The sequence below is a fragment of the Paenibacillus sinopodophylli genome, from assembly GCF_005930355.1.
In the GTDB taxonomy this organism is placed as follows: Bacteria; Bacillota; Bacilli; order Paenibacillales; family Paenibacillaceae; genus Pristimantibacillus; species Pristimantibacillus sinopodophylli.
The window spans coordinates 654,392-673,246 of the sequence record NZ_VDBO01000001.1; the positions used below are offsets into that span (position 1 = coordinate 654,392).

Sequence of the window (18,855 nt, forward strand, 5' to 3'; positions counted from 1 at the left end):
TTTGAGTTCCCCTCTAGCGTATTTTAATGATATCTTACTTGAAAACGATTATTCATTCCAACGCATTTCATGTTATAATCTCATGGACTGAAAGGAATGAGTGGAGGTGCGAGATGGAACTACTGCAGCTGCAATATTTTATCGCAGTCGCACGTCTGGAACATGTGACCGAAGCAGCGCGAAATCTGCATGTTACGCAATCGTCACTTAGCAAAACCATTCAACGCTTGGAGGAGGATCTAGGTGTTCCTTTATTCGATCGAATGGGGAGAAAGCTGCGATTGAATGAGTTCGGAAGCAGATTCCTCCGTCGTGCAGAAAGGGCTTTGTTCGAGTTGGAACAGGGCAAACAGGAGCTTCGCGAATTAACTAGCCCTGAACATAGTACACTCGAATTAGCAGTGACCACCGCAAGCACATTGCCCAATATCCTTCGCGAATTTCGGAAAAAACGTCCCAACATTCAATTTCATGTGCAAATGCTGACCATGAATGAAATGGTAACCCTTCTTGATCGAGGAGAAGTTGATTTTGGTTTATCTTCACCTCCAATTAAACGGGATGACATTGAAAGTCAAATCGTGTTCATTGACCCCATTCTTGTAGCTGTTCCAAAAGGGCATCGGCTAGCAGAGCGAAGCAGTGTATCCTTAATTGAGCTGAGAGACGAATGGTTTGTAGGTGTAAAGAGAGGCTACGGTACTCGAGATCTCATTGACTCTGTGTGCAAATCTGCGGCTGGATTCGTACCTAAATATGTGTATGAGGGGGATGAGCCCGCACGGCTAAGCACTCTTGTGGAGGCCGAGATTGGCCTAGCCTTCATACCAAGTACAGCAAGGAATCCAAGGGAGAATATTCATTATCTCCGAATAGAGAATTGTGAATTAGTTCGGGAAATCGCTTTGTTATGGCATCGGAGTCGCTACATTTCACGGGCTGCCGAGGAATTCCGCGATGTAGTCATACGTTATTTTGAGACGATAGCCAAGCAGGGAACTTGATCACACTCGCTACTAGAACTGATTTCAAATGGAAGAGGAGAGTTTAACAGATGGAGTCGAAGCGGATAGCAGCTGAGAAAGCTGTGGAATCGATTAAGGATGGTATGATTGTCGGATTAGGAACAGGATCAACTGCATATTATGCCATTCAAAAAATCGGACAACGGGTAAAGGACGGACTTTCGGTGAAGGCGATCGCGACTTCGAAACAATCCGAAGAGCTCGCGATTGATCTAAATATACCGATGATTTCATTCACGGAGCTGGAAGAGATCGATGTGACGATAGACGGTGCGGACGAGGTTGATGGGGAGTGGAATCTAATTAAGGGTGGTGGTGGAGCACTGCTGAGGGAGAAGATCGTTGCGGCAGCAAGCAAGCTGCTGATTGTCGTCGTTGATGAGAGTAAGGTAGTCCCTGTACTTGGTCGATTCCCGCTGCCTGTTGAGATTGTACCGTTCGGGTTCGAGATGACCGTGCGAAAGCTAAAGAAGCTGGGTGCTGAGCCGGTGATAAGAAGAGAAGATCATCAGATATTTGTAACGGACAACGGGAATTATATAGCTGATTGTCACTTTGAGAGCATACCAGAGCCGGAGAAGCTTCATACGATGTTGAATTTGATTCCAGGCATCGTGGATCATGGATTATTTATTGGTATGGCTGGTCAAGTCATTGTCGGCAGTACAGATGGCTCTGTTCGCGTTTTGAGCAAATAATTTATCATAGGTATGATAATATACTGCAATGCGTCCTGTATGACCGTATAAACGGTCTCACAGGATATTTTAGTATACAGCTGGCGAGTACGGATTATGGGAAACATTTTCTCGCGAAGTGAAAAGGCTAGTAATCATACTATTTAAAAGGACGTGACCAAATGAATGACACGATCAATTTGCTGCTTAACCATCGCTCCATTCGCTCTTACCTGGACAAGCCACTGACTGAAGAGCAAATCAGCATCATCGTACAAAGCGCGCAAGCTGCTGCTACATCCAGCTATGTTCAAGCTTATAGCATCATCGGCATTAAGGACCAAGAGATCAAGGACAAGCTTGCAGAACTTTCTGGTGATCAGGCCTATGTCGCAAAGAACGGACATTTCTTCGTGTTCTGCATGGATCTTCATAGGCTAGAGCTTGCAGCCGAGATCGAAGGAGAACTTACCGCTGAGATCGAGCAGTCTTTAAACTCTACCGAAATGTTCATGATTGGATTGATCGATACCGGACTGGCTGCACAGAACGCAGCAGTTGCGGCAGAGTCCATGGGACTTGGCATATGTTATATCGGGGGCTTGAGGAACAAGCTGCATGAGGTTTCATCGTTGCTGGGAACGCCTAACCGAGTCATTCCTTTATTCGGATTAAGCGTTGGATACCCAACCAACCTGTCTGATACGAAGCCGCGCTTGCCTATTGCTAACGTTTATCATGAAGATCGTTACAATCCGAATCCTGATCAGTTGAAGGAGCAGCTTCATCAGTATGATCGGACCATATCTGATTATTACTCTGCTAGAACGAATGGAGCGCGTAATGACCGATGGACCGAATCGATGTCTAAGCAGCTCCAGCGTCCGAAGAGACTTTATTTGAAGCAGTTTTTAAAGGAAAACAAAATACCCTTAGACTGATAGCGAACACAGTCTAAGGGCGCTTGAAATAACTTGAATTATTTATTTACACGTTCACTTGAGCGGTATCTGACAAATGCTCGATATTTGCTTTTCCACCTTTAGCCATCCATTTAGTTTTCCATTTGGCTTGCATGACGGTTAGCAGGACAAGCGCGGCAAGCGTCACTGCACTCAGGATCAGGAACCCTGATGTATAAGAACCAGTTGATTGGTACAGTTTTCCAAGAATGAGTGGTAAGGCATAACCGCCAAGTCCGCCTGCTGCACCGATAATGCCTGTCATAAGACCAAGCTCGCCGCCGAAGCGTTGCGGTACGAGTTGGAATACGGAGCCATTACCTGCTCCTAAGCACATCATACCGATAAACAACATCGTAATCACGATAGGAAGCGAAGGCAGTGAAGAAACAGCTGCAAGCATTAGGCCGGCTCCGCCGTACAGAATGGTTAACATTTTTGCGCCGCCGATTTTATCCGATAAATATCCGCCAACAGGTCGGAAGAAGCTGCCTGCGATGACGCAAAAGGTTGTAAAGTCTGCTGCTCTAACTGGCGAGAGGCCGTATTGCGTATTGAAAAAGATCGTTAAGTAATTTGATAGTCCAACAAATCCCCCGAAAGTTACACAATAGAATGCGCAGAATATCCAGGCATCACCTTGCTTCAGCACCTGTGCATATTGAGACAGCTTCTTAGGAGCTGGACGATTCGGACTGTTTTTCGCAAAGATCGTAAAGATAATAAAGACGAGAACAATTGGAATGATAGCAAGTCCGAACACAACTTCCCAACTGCCATAATGCTGAGCAATACGGTTGGCGAACAGCGTGGAGATAACCGTACCACTATTGCCGGCTCCAGCGATACCCATCGCCAGACCTTGGTGCTCCTTCGAATACCATTGACTGGCGAGTGGCAAGGCTGCGGCAAATGAAGCTCCAGCAACACCAAGCAATAACGCTACAACGTACAGTTGATCCAATGAATCAACAAATTTCCAACCCATAATCAAGGGAACGAGGGTAAAGAGCATACCGAACTGTGCGGTGCGCTTCGGCCCGATGTAGTCTGTCATGAATCCTAACACTAATCGTAGAATCGAACCTCCTAATATAGGAAGAGCAACAAGGTTAGCTTTTTGCACAGGATCCATCGGATAGTCGGCTGCAATAATAACAGCTAAGGGACCAATTAGTACCCAAATCATGAAGCTCATGTCAAAATAAAGAAATGCACTGAATAGTGTGGGTTTGTGCCCGCTTTGCCAAAATCCTTTTCTCTCCATCCTAATCTCTCCCTTAACATCTGTAGTAAACCCAAGGTGAAACGGCTGTCCCGTACTTTGACGGTGCAGCGCGTTTCATTCCAAGAAATATAGAGAATGTATAGCCTGAGGATATACATTCCTATATTAAAAAAAGCCGCAACCCGTCCTTAAATAGGAACGAAATGCGGCCTCATTGCCATTGGTTGCACGTCATTGTGCGACCTTGCTATTAACGGATAACAAATTTGTAATCCCAACTCGAATTATAAGATCACGTAATGTGCATGTCAATATACCTTACACAAATATTTTTTATATCGTAAAATAATCAAAATACGGTGTTATGTATATTGACATATATTCTGTCATCAACTAATCTATACATATTAGAACGAATAACGCACAGTGGCGTGCGATCTCAAACGGCAACGATGCCTTTTCCTTGAACATGGGAAAGGGCTTTTTCTGTTCATTTTGCTCAAATAACGTGCTGGGGGTTGATAAAATGTCGGTCATTAGCGTGCAAAACCCGCTTACAGCATCTGTTTCCATAGCCGTCATGAAGATGACACGGGATTGGCAAGAGCCATCCTTTGAAAAAGTACCATTAGAAGAAGCACTATCTAGAGTGCTCGCATGTGATTTCGAGAGTCCGTTCCCTCTGCCCCCATTCCGGCGTGCAGCGATGGATGGTTACGCGATTTGCGCTTCTGCATCAGCAGGAGTAAGCAAGGAGAAGCCCGCGCTGCTGCAGGTTAGGGACGAGATCCGTGCTGGATCGATCGAAGCAGATTATACAATGGACGAAGGCATCATGAATGCGGTCCGTATATTCACAGGTGCACCTGTACCAGCCAGCTATGATTGTATTGTTATGCAGGAAACGGCCGTTCCGCGCAACAGTATAATGGGCGAGCCTTCTGTTCAGATTGATCGAACCTACCCAAGAGGTCAACATATCGCCGAGAAAGGCGAGGATGTTCCGCTAGGCATGAAGGTGCTGTATAGAGGAGTTTCTATTAAAGCGAAGGAAATTGCTGTGCTTGCCTCATTCGGGCAAACGGAAGTTTACGTATATAAACGACCGACGATTGCAATCGTGCCGGTAGGCGACGAGCTTAGACTGCCAGGGGAGCAGCTTGGTTCTGGGCAGATCTATGATGCAAATGGGTTCATGGTGAGCGCGAGACTGCGTGAGCTTGGTGCGCATGTCATTCGAAACGCACCGGTTCCGGACTGCCCCCGAACGCTAGCAGATACTCTAACATCAGCATTACAGCAAGCAGATATTGTTGTAACGACAGGCGGAGTTTCCGTTGGAGAGTATGATTATGTGAAGGCTGCTGCAGAAAGCATAGGCTGCGTCCCACTATTCACAAAGGTAGTTATGCGGCCGGGTACTCCAACATCGGCATATCAAATCGGTTCCAAATTGATTGTATGCCTCTCGGGGAATCCCTCAGCTTGTTTCGCTGGCTTGGAGCTGCTCCTTCGGCCAGTCGTTCTCAAAGCGGCAGGCAGGAACGAATACCGCTCCGATTGGCAGGACGGGAAACTGATCGAAGCCGTTCAGAAGCCTTCGCCTTATCCTAGATATGTACGTGCATTCGTATACCGCGGGGAGAAAGAATGGTTGATAGAGCCGCTGCGAAACGACAAGTCAGGCAATGTTGCCGCGTTTGCTCGGGCAAATGCGCTCGTTCTAATTCCGGCCGGAGGTGCCGGGGCTGACGCAGGACAGGAAGTCCGTTTTGTTTCTCTAACAATATAGCAAAAACATGCGAGTGGATGTGAACATACATGAGTAGAGAAAGATTAGTCGTCATTGGAAACGGAATGGCAGGAATCAAGTGTATAGAAGAAGTGATTAAGCTTGCTCCGCAGAAATATCAAATTACGGTATTCGGGAATGAACCGCACCCGAATTACAATCGAATATTGCTATCCAAAGTACTACAAGGTGATTCTTCTATTGAAAGTATCGTCATTAATGACTGGTCATGGTATGAGGAAAGGGGAATACGGCTCTACACGAATGAGACAGTTACCCAGATTAATACGGAATCTCAATTTGTCAAAACAGTATCAGGCATCCGTACCGATTACGATTGCCTGATCATAGCGACTGGCTCCTCCGCATTCATCCCGCCGATCGCTGGCGTACACAAGCAAGGTGTCATTTCGTTCCGCAACATTAATGATTGTCAGACAATGATGGCTTATGCCAAGAAATATAAAAAGGCAGCCGTCATTGGCGGCGGTCTTCTAGGTTTAGAAGCAGCAAGAGGCTTATTGAATCTAGGTATGGAAACAGATGTCATTCACAATGCTCCTTATTTAATGAATAGACAGCTTGACCGCATGTCGGCGGATCTGCTTCGCAAAGAATTGGAAGATCAAGGTATGCGATTTTGGCTTAGCAAGGAAACCGAAAGCATTACCGGCCTGAACCGTGCCAAAGGGATTCGATTCACCAATGGAAATACGCTTGAGGCTGATTTAATCGTTATTTCCGTAGGCATTCGTCCGAATATAGAGCTCGCCAAAAAAAGTGGAATAGATATAAACCGCGCTATCGTCGTGGATGATTATATGCGTACAAGTAAACCTAATATTTACGCGGTAGGTGAGTGTGCAGAGCATCGCGGTGTAGCCTACGGGCTTGTAGCGCCGCTATATGAACAGGGAAAAGTGCTGGCGAGTATGCTGTGCGGAGAGTCCCCCGCACCTTATAAAGGTTCTGTTCCTTATGCGCAGCTGAAAGTATCCGGTGTCGAAGTGTTCTCTGCAGGAGATATTCAGCCCGATCAAGCCGATACGGCTGTTCAGATCTATGACGGTATTCGTGGAACCTATAAGAAGGTCACGATGAAGGATGGTGTCGTGCGAGGAGCCATTTTGTTCGGGGATGCCTCAGAAGGTACGCAGCTATTGAACTTGGTGAAGAACCAGGCTCCCATTAGTCAGCTCGCTGCGAATACAAGTTCAAGCGGTAGTCATGCAAAGGAAGAGCTGGCAGCCAATATGCCGGACCGCGAAACGGTATGCGCATGCAATGCCGTGAGCAAAGGAGCCATCATGTGTGCCGTTCTTGAAGAAGGCATGCAAACGACCGACGAGGTTAGAGATTGTACGAAAGCATCAAGCTCTTGCGGCGGCTGTCGGCCAATGGTTGATGCCATCGTGCAATATGCGCTTACCCATGGCAAAGCAGGTCAATCAGCTGCGGCTGAACCCATTTGCGGTTGTACGGAAACGAGTCATGAGAGTTTGAAAGCCGCTATCGCGTCCAGCTCGCCAATCGCAACGGTAGATTTGATGGCTCGTCTAGGTTGGAAGCGTCCATTAGGCTGTACAATATGTCAAGCTGCTATTCATTATTATGCTGGCCTCTATCATAAGCAAACGTTCGCGGACGATAATGAAAGCTTGGTTCTGAGCTCTACTAATCAGTTGGAAATGAAAATACATTTCGAGTCTAGGGATCCTATTAGCCAGCTCTACAATTCACGGTCAGTGGGTGCCGAGCTTCAGGCACTAAGCCACAACTTGCAATTTCCTTCTGTCGTGAGAACGGCCGTCGCTTCGAGTCTTCATCAAGCGGCTGGCGTGCTTGTTCATGACATAGGCATCACTGGTGCGCCGGCAGGCTGGGAAATCTATGCTGGAGGTCATTCCGAGCATCCGGTCAAGCAGGGACAATTAATCGGAATTGTCGATTCTGATACGATTGCCGTCTCACTCTCCCTCGCTATTCTACAGCTTTATCGGGAAAAAGCGGAGTATGGTGAAGCCATATGGAAATGGGTGGAACGAGAAGGCATCGTTGAAATTAGAGAAATGGTTCTCGACCCTGAATACCGATTAGAGCTTGTCGAACGTGCAGAAGCGTCTGTTATGCTGCACAAAAATGACGAAAGGCAAGGTGAAGAAATATGCGGCAACTGCTAGATCCAATTTCTATTGATTCGGGGTTCGCGACGGATACACAATGCCCATTCTGCAGCGTTCAATGTAAAATACGGATTACGAAGGAGCTGCCTGTCCCAGGCTCCCGCCGCTTTACCTATATGGTAGAAGGCATTCCGAACGCAGCTTCCGAAGGCAGGTTATGCATCAAGGGGATGAATGCACATCAGCACGCTACCAGCAAGGAACGTCTGCTTCAGCCATTAATAAGGAAGAATGGCGAGCTTGTCCCTTCCACATGGGAAGAAGCTTTGTCTACCATTGAAGAACGTTTCAAAGCTGGCATAGCGGAATTTGGGGCGGATTCAATTGGATTATATGGCGGCGGTTCGCTGACGAATGAATCTTCTTATCTACTCGGCAAGTTTGCAAGAGTGGCGCTTGGCACCAAATATATTGATTACAACGGCAGATTCTGCATGTCCGCAGCCGCTTCGGCAGGCAGTAAGACGTTCGGCATTGATCGCGGGCTTACCTGTCGGTTAGCTGACATACCACTGGCTCGCTGTATTATTATGGCAGGGACGAACATAGCCGAATGCCAGCCAACCTTAATGCCATATTTCAATAAAGCGAAGGAAAATGGTGCCATCATTATAGTCATTGACCCTCGTGCCACAGCGACAGCAGCTATAGCAGACATTCATTTGCAGCTCAAAACCGGTACGGATGCCGCGCTTGCGAACGGCCTGCTGAAAGTGCTTATCGAAGAGAAACTGGTGGATGAAGCATTCGTTGCTCAAAAAACGAATGGTTACGCAGAGCTATGTGATCATTTAGCTGGAGTAGACCTCAGTGAAGTAGCCGAATTAACTGGCGTTGATGTGGCGAAGATTCGTGACGCAGCACAAGCTTATGGAAGCGCAGGAACGGGCATCGTCCTTACTGCAAGAGGAGTTGAACAGCAGACAGACGGTCATGTAGCCGTTCGTAATTTTCTGAACATGGTGCTTCTAACGGGCAAGATCGGAAAACCAGGCTGCGGCTACGGTGCCGTCACCGGACAAGGCAATGGACAGGGCGGTCGCGAGCATGGACAGAAAGCTGACCAGTTACCTGGTTATCGCAGCATTGAGGACGACCAAGACCGTGAGTATGTGTCAGGCGTATGGGGAATCCACCCTGATGAGCTTCCCCGTAAAGGAGTGTCTGCTTATGAGATGATGGAGCTTGTACACCAAAAATCCATCCGTTCGCTGCTCGTAATGGGCTCGAATCCGGTTGTATCGAATCCGAATGCAGATCTGGTGGAAGAAGGACTTAAAAATTTGGACTTCCTAGTCGTAGCAGACATGTTCGTGTCTGAGACAGCTTTAATGGCCGATGTCGTGCTGCCAGTCACCGCTTATCTAGAGAATGACGGGACGCTTACGAATCTGGAAGGCCGCGTCTTATTGCGTGAATCAAAGCTTGAAACGCCAGGTGATACCAGGCATGATTGGCAAATCTTATGCCAAATTGCCGAAAGATTAGGGAAGAAGCGCTTCTTTCCGTTCGAAAGCGCAGAGCAGATCTTCGAGGAGCTGCGTCTAGCTAGCAAAGGCGGATTAGCCGATTACTATGGCATAACCTATGACAGGCTGAGAAGAACAGGCGGTATTTACTGGCCTTGCCCGTCAACAGAAGAAGAAGGCAATCAAGGTATGATGTTCGAGCATGGTTTCGCCCATCGTGATGGCAAAGCGATATTATTCCCGGTTGCGAGCAGATTGCCTCAGGAGCTGCCGAATGACGATTTCCCGTTAACGCTAACGAATGGCCGCATATTGTCTCATTATCTGAGCGGCGTTCAGACTCGGAAGAGCCCCTCATTGGCAGCAAGAAACGTTGAAAATTTCGTCGAGATTCATCCGAGAACGGCGAAGAAGCATCATATTATAGAAGGCGAATGGGTAGAGGTTACTTCACGCAGAGGCAGCTTCAGCGTTCGCAGCCGCTTCACTGAGAAGATCAGGGAGGATACGTTGTTTGTGCCCATGCATTGGGGAGGCATACAAAACGTTAACAAAGCGACAAGTCCAGAGCTCGACCCGAATTGCAAAATGCCCGGCTTCAAGACGTCGACTGTTTCCATTACTCCTTTGCGGCTCAAGCCGGTTGCCCAACAAGCACGGTAAGCTAATACGTGTCACACGCCGAACTCTGCTTATCACGAGGATCGTTCATAGCCGCATCTGCGGCGTTGGGCGGTCCTCTCTTGCTATCTCGGCTTGACATGAGGGCAGCAAGTGGTTTACAACCATATACAGAGGTGAAGGACATGAGCATTATTCGACTAGAGAACGTGACGAAGAAATACGAGGATACATTGATTTTTCGAGATATTTATTTTCGCATAAGCAAGGGAGAACGGATCGGTCTTATTGGAAGAAATGGCGCAGGCAAGTCTACTGTATTCAAGCTCATACTCGGTAGAGAGGAGCCGACATCCGGGAAAGTCGAAGTCGACCCGAAGGTTAAGGTGAGCTATTTCTCCCAATTCTCTGAGCTCAGCGGCAACCGTTCAGTCCGTGAGGAACTCGAACTTTGTTATGAGCATGTGTGGAAGATTGAACGTGAACTAAACGAGGTCGGAGAAAAGCTCGGCGTTGTAACAGATGACCAAGAGATGGAGAAGCTGCTGAATCGTCAGGCTGAGCTATTCGAGGAGATGGAGCATCACAACGGCTGGAATGCAGCGGTGGAGATCGATACCGTTCTTACGAAGCTTGGTTTCAATGAACATTCACGTCAGCAGCCGGTAGATCAGTTGTCTGGTGGCTGGAGAAACCGCGCAGCGCTAGCGAAGCTGTTAATTGAGATGCCTGATGTCGTGCTTCTGGATGAGCCTACTAACTTCTTGGACTTGGACGGGCTCGCATGGCTGGAGCAATGGCTGAACCGATTCGGCGGAACGATGCTGCTCGTATCCCATGATCGACAGTTTATTGACAGGGTCGTTACGCGCACCATTGAAATTGAGAATTATCATTTCCAAGAATACGAAGGCAATTACACCGATTATATTCGGAAGAAGAAGCTGCGTAAGAAAGAGCTCGATCGCCAATTCGAATGGGAAGAGGAGCTTCTTCTTATGGAGTCGGAGGAGCTTGATAATCGCTCCAAAAGAAAATCAGGCAAAGACCGTATGTCTCGGAAGCTTGCCGATTTGAAAAAGAGGGTTGAGCCCCACCCAGTGAATGTCCTCATTACAGATATCTATGAGAACCTGCGCTTCCCCGATCAATTATGTATCGTTGATGCGATCTCCAAAAGTTACGATGACAGACAAATCTTCCACAATGTCAGCTTCGATATTCAGAAGGAAGACCGAATTGTGATTATCGGACCGAATGGCAGTGGTAAGTCAACCTTGATTAAGGTGCTCACTGGACAAGAAGAGCCGGACGCAGGCGCGATTCGCTTCAGCAAAGGCGTCAGCTATGCCTATTTCAACCGGATGTGGGATGAGCTCGATCAGAAGGATACGGTTAGCCATGCAGTGAATGTATTCGGTCTCGGCCTAGAAGCACCGCGCAAAAAGGTCAATAAATTTCTGTCCATGCTTCAATTCTCAGAAGCCGATCTTCAGAAGGTTATCGGAACCTTGTCCGGGGGACAGCAGGCAAGGGTAGCTTTGGCAAAGTGCTTATTGTCCGGCGCAGAAATTATTATCCTTGATGAACCGACGAATCATCTTGATTTGACAAGCATTCAAGTGATGGAGCAAGCGTTGATCCATTTCCCAGGCGCAGTCGTGACCGTAAGCCATGATCGATTCTTCATTGATAAAATTGCTACCAAGCTGCTTACCTATGAATCAGGCGGACAGATTAGCCAGCAAAGTGTTTAGGGGCATTCAAGCTTAGTATGATTATAATGAAATACCAGATTATATGTTGGAGATGAACAGGTTGACGATGACCACACTGTATCAATTAAATACGATTTTTATAAGTATGGTCATGGAGGCCATACCGTTTGTTCTCGTTGGTGTGCTTATTTCCGGATTGATTCAGACCTTCGTCAAAGATCATTGGATTGCCCGAATCATGCCGCGAAATCGTTTCCTAGCTACGATTTTCGGCTGCGGGATCGGTATTTTTTTCCCATCCTGTGAATGTGGAATCGTCCCGATAACGAAGCGGCTAATCAACAAGGGAATGCCTTTGCATGCTGGCATCGCATTCATGCTGACTGGCCCGATTATTAATCCAATCGTGTTGTTCTCAACTTACATTGCTTTCGGGAACGATTGGGAAATGGTTGGCATACGCGCAGGTCTTGCTGTTGTCGTTGCTTTCTCCGTATCGATCATTATTTCATTTCTATTCAAGGATCTCCCTTTCCGGGTACAAGATGGTCAGGCGGCGGCTGCAAGCGAGCATGGCATCGAATCGAAAGCGATTCGCATCACCACACGCAAACGGCTGTATGAAGTTATCGTTCATGCCATTGAAGAGTTTTTCTCCGTCGGCAAATATTTGGTTCTAGGTGCTTTCATCGCGGCCTGTATGCAGACTTTCGTTCCTACATCTTATTTGCTGCATCTCGGCAGTAATCCGGTAACGTCCTCATTGGTCATGATCGCCTTGGCGTTTCTTATTTCCTTGTGCTCAGAAGCGGATGCTTTCATAGCAGCATCGTTTAGAAGTACATTTACTGTCGGATCCTTGTCTGCGTTTCTCGTATTCGGCCCTATGATTGATATTAAAAATACGCTGATGCTGCTAGGTACGTATCGCAGCAAATTTGTTTTTACGCTAATTGGTTTAGTAACGGTATTCACTTTATTGGGTTCTTTGCTCGTAGGGAGGTTATTCGGATGACGCGATTTTTCATATTGTTTGGGTTTTCCTTTATGTTTTTTATGCTTCACTACACAGGAGACATCAACAAATATATCAATATGAAATATGCCTACTTGTCGATCAGTGCTGTTGTTATAATGGGTCTGCTCAGTATTTTTGAGTTTGTCCGCGTTTCAAGGCTGCAAATCGCTGAGGAGAAAAAGCAAGCGACAGCCGAGAGCAGCCACGATTGTCAAAGCGATGAGCATCAGCATGGCAAGCTACGCGATCACCACGAGCATGATCATGTACATACTATCCATCATGATCATTCGCATGGACATGACCACTCACACGGCAATGATACGCGATTGAAACGTTTTGTCAGTTATTTTATTCTGTTTGTCCCAATCATGACAGGTCTTTTTCTACCCGCCTATGCACTGGACTCCAGCTTTGTGAAAGCAAAAGGCTTTTCCTTTCCAAGCTTCGAGGAGAATATAGCGAATAATCCAGGCGCCCACCAGTTTTTGAAGCCGGATTCCAGCGTGTTTTATCGCAAAGACGACTATGACAATGTGAAAAACAAAGAGCTGGAGGAATTCATCAATCTCCCAAGTATGGTTCTGAACGATCAGAATTATTTGAAAGGGATGGAAGTCATCTATAATACGCCTGAGGCGTTCATGGGGAAGACCATTGGATTTGATGGATTCGCCTATAAAGGCGAGCAGGTAGACGGCAATCATTTCTTCGTCTTCCGCTTTGGATTCATCCATTGTGTAGCGGATTCCGGCGTATTCGGCATGCTGGTCGAATTTCCTAAAAACACCGAAATTAAAGATGATGATTGGGTTCATGTATCTGGAAAGCTGACTTGGGAGCTCTATCAGCCCTTTAAGCAAACGATTCCTGTCTTGAAGGTAAGCGAGTGGAAGGCAATTGAAGCGCCTAAAGATCCGTATGTATATCGCTCAACCTAAACAAGTTTCGTATGATAAGGAGGCTGCATAATGAACAATCCGTGGCAAGAAATTAATTTGGATACCTATGAAAACCATATGAAGTCTGAGGCTGTATTTCAATTACAAACGTTAAATCAAATAACTAAAGAGCAATGCGAAGGTTATGGTCATGAGATTGTTGGCATTCTTGGAGTAGCTGGGGGAAACGGACTAGATGGGATCGATCTGCATACTACAAATAAAATATATGGCTTTGACATAAACGAAGATTATTTAGCTGTATGTCAATCTAGATATGCTTATATGGGTAATACTCTTGAGTTAGTACAATGTGATATTCGTGATCATTCTTTTACACTTCCCAAAACAGATTTACTCCTTGCAAATTTAATTATTGAGTATGTTGGAGATGCGTCATTTGTTTCTTTTATCAATCAGAACAGAAATCATGTGGGAGTTGTCTCTTGCACGATTCAGAATAGTCAAGCTGACGGCTTTGTAAGCCAATCGGATTATAAATCAGCTTTTGATCCATTACTTTCAATTTCGCATACTATAAATGCAGAAAAATTAATCCATCTATTTGCTAATGAAAATTTTAGTTGTCTAAAAACTCAAGCATATACTCTACCTAATGGTAAAACATTCATTAGACTGGATTTCAAAAAATCATAAGAGATAGGGAAACGTAAGGGAGCTGCCGTGAGGCAAGCTCTTTTTTTAATACACATCGTGCTCCCGAATGAGCAGTTATAAACCATGCAGCTCAGGCATTTTTCCTAATGGACCGTTCATATAATACAACACATGCGGATAACGTCGAACTTTGTCCACACGCCATTCTGTGCCTGCAAAGGGGGAGATCGATGCAATTTGCGTTAAGCAAGGAGCTGGAGATGACGCGCGCTTTCGTACGCGAGTTCTCGGAAAGTGAAGTCGCCCCGCGCGCAGCTGAGAGGGACGAACAACAGAAATTCGATCGATTCCTGTTTAATCAGATGGCTAGTCTAGGATTAGCAGCGATTCCCATTAACGATGAATATGGCGGTGCAGGGGGAGACTGGCTGACGTTTGCGGTTGCAGTGGAGGAGCTTGCTCGGGTGTGCGCCTCATCGGCGGCGGGATTGGCAGCTCATACCGTATTTGCAGCCTGGCCAGTCTATGCTTACGGGAACAAACGGTTGAAAGAAGCTTATCTAGGTGGGCTATCGAGCGGGCAACTGCTAGGTGCAAGCGTATTGCCTAGCATTATTCATGGTGGTAAAGTCAGCCAACATAATATTACGTATACTGACGAATCGGATGAATCGGAACTAAACGGCAGTCACGACTTTGTTCTGCAAGCAGAGCCTGCAGATCTCCTGCTCGTATTTGCCCAGTCCGGCAAGCGGCAGCGCAAGGGCAACTGTTCAGCATTTCTAATTGAAGCTCAATCCTCTGGTGTTCTTATAGGGAAGGGAATTCCCAAGATAGGTCATCGTTCTATCGCAATGTCAGCTATTCAGCTAGATCATTGCCTCGTTTCTTCGTACAACAGAGTAGTCAAAGAAAAAAACGGTGATGACTTGCTTCGATCCTTATCCGTCATAGCTCAAATCAGTGCAGCAGCGCAAGCCGTCGGTATAGCTCAAGGCGCATATGAGGCGGCAGCTGCATATGCCGTGCAGCGCAAGCAATTCGGCGTATTGATCGGCAAGCAGCAGGGTATTTCCTTCAAGCTCGCTGATATGTGGACGCAGCTTGAAGCTGCGCGACTGCTTACGTATCAAGCGGCTTGGCGCCGAGACATGGGCCTTAGCTGCAGCCGAGAAGCTGCCATCGCAAGAAAGTATTCAGCGGCATGTGCTGTAGCTGTTTCCATTGAAGCGATTCAAATTTTCGGAGGATATGGGTACATGGAGGAATACCGCTTGGAACGGTTTTTGCGTGATGCCAAATGCTTGGAGTCTGCCATTGGAACCGGAGGAGCAGAATGGGATAGCTTAGCCTCAATCACTTTGGCATAAGGAGTGATTTCACATGCGCCAAGCAGTCATTGTAGGAGGGAAACGAACCGCCTTCGGGAAGCTGGGTGGCATGTTTAAACAAACGGATGCCATTCAGCTTGGTGCCACAGCTGTTCGGGGTGCAATGAGACAATGTGGCGTTTCTCCACAATTGGTAGACGGTATCTTAATGGGAATGGTGCTGCAAGCCGGTTGCGGACAGAATCCAGCGCGCCAGGCAGCCATTCGGGCTGGTCTTGATTGGGAGGCATCAGCAGAAACAATTAATAAAGTATGTGCATCTGGTATGCGTGCCATTACACTGGCGAACCAATGGATACGTGCTGGCGATGCGGAAATCATCGTAGCCGGCGGTATGGAGAGCATGAGCGAAGCTCCTTTTGCTGCGCGTACAGCGCGGTGGGGAAACAAGTTGGGAAATACTGAATTAACCGATTTATTGATTCATGATGGGCTTCTCTGCCCGTTTCATCATGTCTTAATGGCAGCCCACGGTAATCAAGCAGCTGCAGAATACGGGATCAGCCGGGCGGAGCAGGATGAATGGGCACTAAGAAGCCATAGCCGAGCATGCTCCGCTATGGACGATGGATTATTGGCTGAAGAGATCGAAAGCTTTACTACACTTGGCAGCGTTATCATCGATAAGGATGAAGCGCCTCGCAGTGATACGAGCATAAGCAAGCTCGATAAACTCACATCCATTGCAGGAGCAACTGGAACCATAACAGCTGGCAATTCGCCAGGCGTGAATGATGGGGCTGCGGCTCTTGTAATAATGTCTACAGAGGCTGCAGAGCGAGGAGGGTATACGCCGCTGGCTAAATTAGTTGCACAGGCGATGATCGGCACTCGTGCTCCGAATCTAGCTGCGGCTCCAGCATTAGCAATACAGAAGCTGCTGCATCAAACTGGATTAGCGCTGAAGGACATTGATGTGTTCGAGGTTAACGAGGCGTTCGCTGCGGTACCGCTCATCTGTGGCGATATTCTCGGTTGGGATGATAAAAAGGTCAATATGAATGGAGGGGCTATCGCGTTCGGCCATCCCATTGGCGCAAGCGGGGCAAGAATCGTGCTTACGCTCATTAATCAGCTGCGCCGCCGTGGAGGCGGTATCGGCATTGCTGCGATTTGCAGCGGCGGTGCACAGGGAGATGCCGTTCTTATCGAGGTGAAGGAGTGATGATATGGAAGGCTGTATCGGCATTCGGTTTGCAGCTGTAATTGGTGCCGGTCAAATGGGCAGTGGAATCGCGCAGACGCTTGCTCACAGCGGCATAGAGGTTACACTGTACGACATAGATCAGTCGGCTGTCGGTCGAGGAATGCAGCGAATCCTTGAATCGCTCCAGCGCCTTGCCGCCAAGGGTAAGCTCACTGACGAGCAGAGGGAGCAACTGCTAACCCGCATTACATGCTCAACACAGTTAAATGATATGCAGCAAGCTGAAATCATTATTGAGGCGGCGCCAGAACGTATGGATACAAAAAAAGATATACTCGCTGCACTCGACCGCATCTGCTCCCCTCAGACGATCCTAGCTACAAACACCTCCTCTTTGTCGGTAACGGAGCTGGCATCCGCGACCGAAAGACCTTCACTCGTTATTGGCATGCACTTTATGAACCCTGTACCGATTATGCCGCTAGTTGAAATAATCCGCGGACTTGAAACCTCGGCAAATACTTATGAACGTGTAAGACAGCTTACTATAGCGATTCATAAAACACCTGTCGAAGTGCTGGATTTTCCTGGTTTTGTCTCTAATCGTATCCTAATGCCCATGATTAACGAAGCGATTTTCACCGTTTATGAAGGGGTGGCATCGAAGGAGGCAGTTGATTCGGTTATGAAGCTAGGAATGAGTCACCCGATGGGACCTATCACACTCGCCGACTTTATTGGGCTAGATACATGCTTAGCCATTATGGAGACACTCTATACTGGCTTCGGCGACTCCAAATACAGACCGTGCCCGCTCCTGCGCCAATATGTGAAGGCAGGGCGGCTCGGACGGAAAACAGGACACGGCTTCTATAGCTATCAATAGGGTGTGCATACTGCCTAAGGGGGTGCGAAGCGATGGATCTCCGCTTTACACAGGAACAGGAAGAACTACGCCGAGCGGTACGGCAGTTCGCAGAGCAAGTCGTCGCCCCTGTCGTCTTACCTATGGAAGAGAGCGATCAGTTTCCCGTCTCTCTTATTGCATCAATGGCACAAGCAGGCCTCATGGGAATCCCCATCCCTAAGCAGAACCAAGGCGCCGGCATGGACTTCATATCCTATGTCCTTGCTATCAATGAGATATCACGCATCAGTGCAGCGGCAGGTGTTATCCTCTCAGTTCATACCTCCGTAGGAACTTTGCCGATCGTGCAATATGGAACCGTAGAACAAATTTCGAAATATGTTCCTCAGCTTGCGACGGGTCAATACCTCGGCGCATTCGCCTTAACGGAGCCGCAGGCAGGCTCGGATGCAGCTGCCATTCGCACGACAGCCGTGCGAGAAGGAGATTATTACGTTCTGAATGGAAGCAAGCTCTTTATTACGAATGCAGGGGCAGCAAGCACTTATATTACCTTCGCTGTCACTAATCCTGCGAAAGGTTCCTACGGCATTAGTGCTTTTATTATCGAACGAGATATGCCTGGTTTTCTCGTCGGCAGGAATGAGAGAAAGCTGGGACTCCATGGCTCAAGTACTTGTGAATTATTCTTTGATCAGTTAAAGCTTCATATATCTCAAAGGCTTGGTGCCGAAGGAGACGGCTTTACGATTGCTAAGGGATCGCTCGACGGAGGTAGAATCGGCATAGCAGCGCAAGCGCTCGGCATTGCGGAGCGCGCTCTCCAGTTGACGGAAGATGTATGGAATAAGGAACGTATAGTGATTAGGAATCAGCGCGTTGCACTGCCATATACGCAGGCAAAGATTGCCGAGCTCGTCATGCAGGTTGAAGCAGCCAAATTGCTCGTGTATCGCGCAGCCTATATGCGTCAGCAAGGCGTACGCTGCACAAAAGAAGCCTCAGCAGCCAAGCTTTATGCATCTGATACTGCGGTCAAGGTCACAAATGCAGTCATGCAGCTGCAAGGCATGGACAGCTGCTTGTCTGGATGTGTAATGGAGCGCTTATTCCGCGATGCGAAGGCAACACAAATTTATGAAGGAACAAATGAGATTCATCGGATCGTCATAAGCGGGCAACTATTGAGATAGTGCA

General features: G+C 47.5%; 15 protein-coding genes. 14 read left to right on the forward strand and 1 reads right to left on the reverse strand.

Features of this window, described 5'->3' with window-relative positions; translation table 11 throughout:
- Positions 1 to 113 precede the first annotated feature (113 nt).
- From FGT79_RS02835 to nfsA, 3 genes are all read left to right on the forward strand, one after another.
- The gene (locus FGT79_RS02835) at positions 114 to 1,004 is read left to right on the forward strand and encodes a LysR family transcriptional regulator (RefSeq protein WP_138751268.1); all 891 of its coding nucleotides are present in this window, start codon (positions 114 to 116) and stop codon (positions 1,002 to 1,004) included.
- Positions 1,005 to 1,054: 50 nt separating this feature from the next.
- Positions 1,055 to 1,723: a ribose-5-phosphate isomerase RpiA gene (gene rpiA, locus FGT79_RS02840; protein WP_138751269.1), complete on the forward strand. Its 669-nt coding sequence runs from the start codon at positions 1,055 to 1,057 to the stop codon at positions 1,721 to 1,723.
- A 161-nt stretch (positions 1,724 to 1,884) separates the two neighbouring features.
- A complete protein-coding gene (gene nfsA, locus FGT79_RS02845; RefSeq protein ID WP_138751270.1) occupies positions 1,885 to 2,643 on the forward strand; it encodes an oxygen-insensitive NADPH nitroreductase in 759 nt (252 codons plus the stop codon).
- A gap of 46 nt (positions 2,644 to 2,689) precedes the next feature.
- On the opposite strand, the gene FGT79_RS02850 is transcribed toward nfsA, so the two are convergent.
- Positions 2,690 to 3,931: a nitrate/nitrite transporter gene (locus FGT79_RS02850; RefSeq protein WP_138751271.1), complete on the reverse strand. Its 1,242-nt coding sequence runs from the start codon at positions 3,929 to 3,931 to the stop codon at positions 2,690 to 2,692.
- Between the two features lie 487 nt (positions 3,932 to 4,418).
- Between FGT79_RS02850 and FGT79_RS02855 the strand changes: the two genes are divergently transcribed.
- The 11 genes from FGT79_RS02855 to FGT79_RS02905 all read left to right on the forward strand — a co-directional run bounded on the left by FGT79_RS02855 (position 4,419) and on the right by FGT79_RS02905 (position 18,851).
- Positions 4,419 to 5,684, forward strand: a complete 1,266-nt coding sequence (locus FGT79_RS02855; RefSeq protein WP_171056051.1) for a molybdopterin molybdotransferase MoeA — start codon at positions 4,419 to 4,421, stop codon at positions 5,682 to 5,684.
- A 29-nt stretch (positions 5,685 to 5,713) separates the two neighbouring features.
- Entirely contained in the window at positions 5,714 to 7,864 is a 2,151-nt protein-coding gene (gene nirB, locus FGT79_RS02860; RefSeq protein ID WP_138751273.1) for a nitrite reductase large subunit NirB, read from the forward strand.
- Complete coding sequence (gene nasC, locus FGT79_RS02865) at positions 7,849 to 9,999, forward strand: assimilatory nitrate reductase catalytic subunit NasC (protein WP_138751274.1); 2,151 nt, start codon at positions 7,849 to 7,851, stop codon at positions 9,997 to 9,999. The genes nirB and nasC overlap by 16 nt, the downstream gene beginning before the upstream one ends.
- A gap of 143 nt (positions 10,000 to 10,142) precedes the next feature.
- On the forward strand, positions 10,143 to 11,714 hold the full coding sequence (locus tag FGT79_RS02870; protein WP_138751275.1) for an ABC-F family ATP-binding cassette domain-containing protein: 1,572 nt from the start codon (positions 10,143 to 10,145) through the stop codon (positions 11,712 to 11,714).
- A 67-nt stretch (positions 11,715 to 11,781) separates the two neighbouring features.
- Positions 11,782 to 12,690 carry a permease gene (locus FGT79_RS02875; RefSeq protein ID WP_138752901.1) on the forward strand — a complete coding sequence of 303 codons (909 nt, stop codon included), beginning with the start codon at positions 11,782 to 11,784 and terminating at the stop codon, positions 12,688 to 12,690.
- Positions 12,687 to 13,634 carry a TIGR03943 family putative permease subunit gene (locus tag FGT79_RS02880; protein WP_138751276.1) on the forward strand — a complete coding sequence of 316 codons (948 nt, stop codon included), beginning with the start codon at positions 12,687 to 12,689 and terminating at the stop codon, positions 13,632 to 13,634. Before FGT79_RS02875 ends, FGT79_RS02880 begins: the two co-directional genes overlap by 4 nt.
- Positions 13,635 to 13,664: 30 nt before the next feature.
- Positions 13,665 to 14,291, forward strand: coding sequence for a class I SAM-dependent methyltransferase (locus tag FGT79_RS02885; RefSeq protein WP_138751277.1), 627 nt, complete (start codon positions 13,665 to 13,667; stop codon positions 14,289 to 14,291).
- 191 nt (positions 14,292 to 14,482) lie between these two features.
- On the forward strand, positions 14,483 to 15,622 hold the full coding sequence (locus FGT79_RS02890; protein ID WP_171056052.1) for an acyl-CoA dehydrogenase family protein: 1,140 nt from the start codon (positions 14,483 to 14,485) through the stop codon (positions 15,620 to 15,622).
- Positions 15,623 to 15,635: 13 nt separating this feature from the next.
- Positions 15,636 to 16,808, forward strand: coding sequence for an acetyl-CoA C-acetyltransferase (locus FGT79_RS02895; protein WP_138751279.1), 1,173 nt, complete (start codon positions 15,636 to 15,638; stop codon positions 16,806 to 16,808).
- Between the two features lie 4 nt (positions 16,809 to 16,812).
- Positions 16,813 to 17,676, forward strand: a complete 864-nt coding sequence (locus FGT79_RS02900) for a 3-hydroxybutyryl-CoA dehydrogenase (RefSeq protein WP_138751280.1) — start codon at positions 16,813 to 16,815, stop codon at positions 17,674 to 17,676.
- A 32-nt stretch (positions 17,677 to 17,708) separates the two neighbouring features.
- The gene (locus FGT79_RS02905) at positions 17,709 to 18,851 is read left to right on the forward strand and encodes an acyl-CoA dehydrogenase family protein (protein WP_138751281.1); all 1,143 of its coding nucleotides are present in this window, start codon (positions 17,709 to 17,711) and stop codon (positions 18,849 to 18,851) included.
- The last annotated feature ends 4 nt before the right edge of the window (positions 18,852 to 18,855 follow it).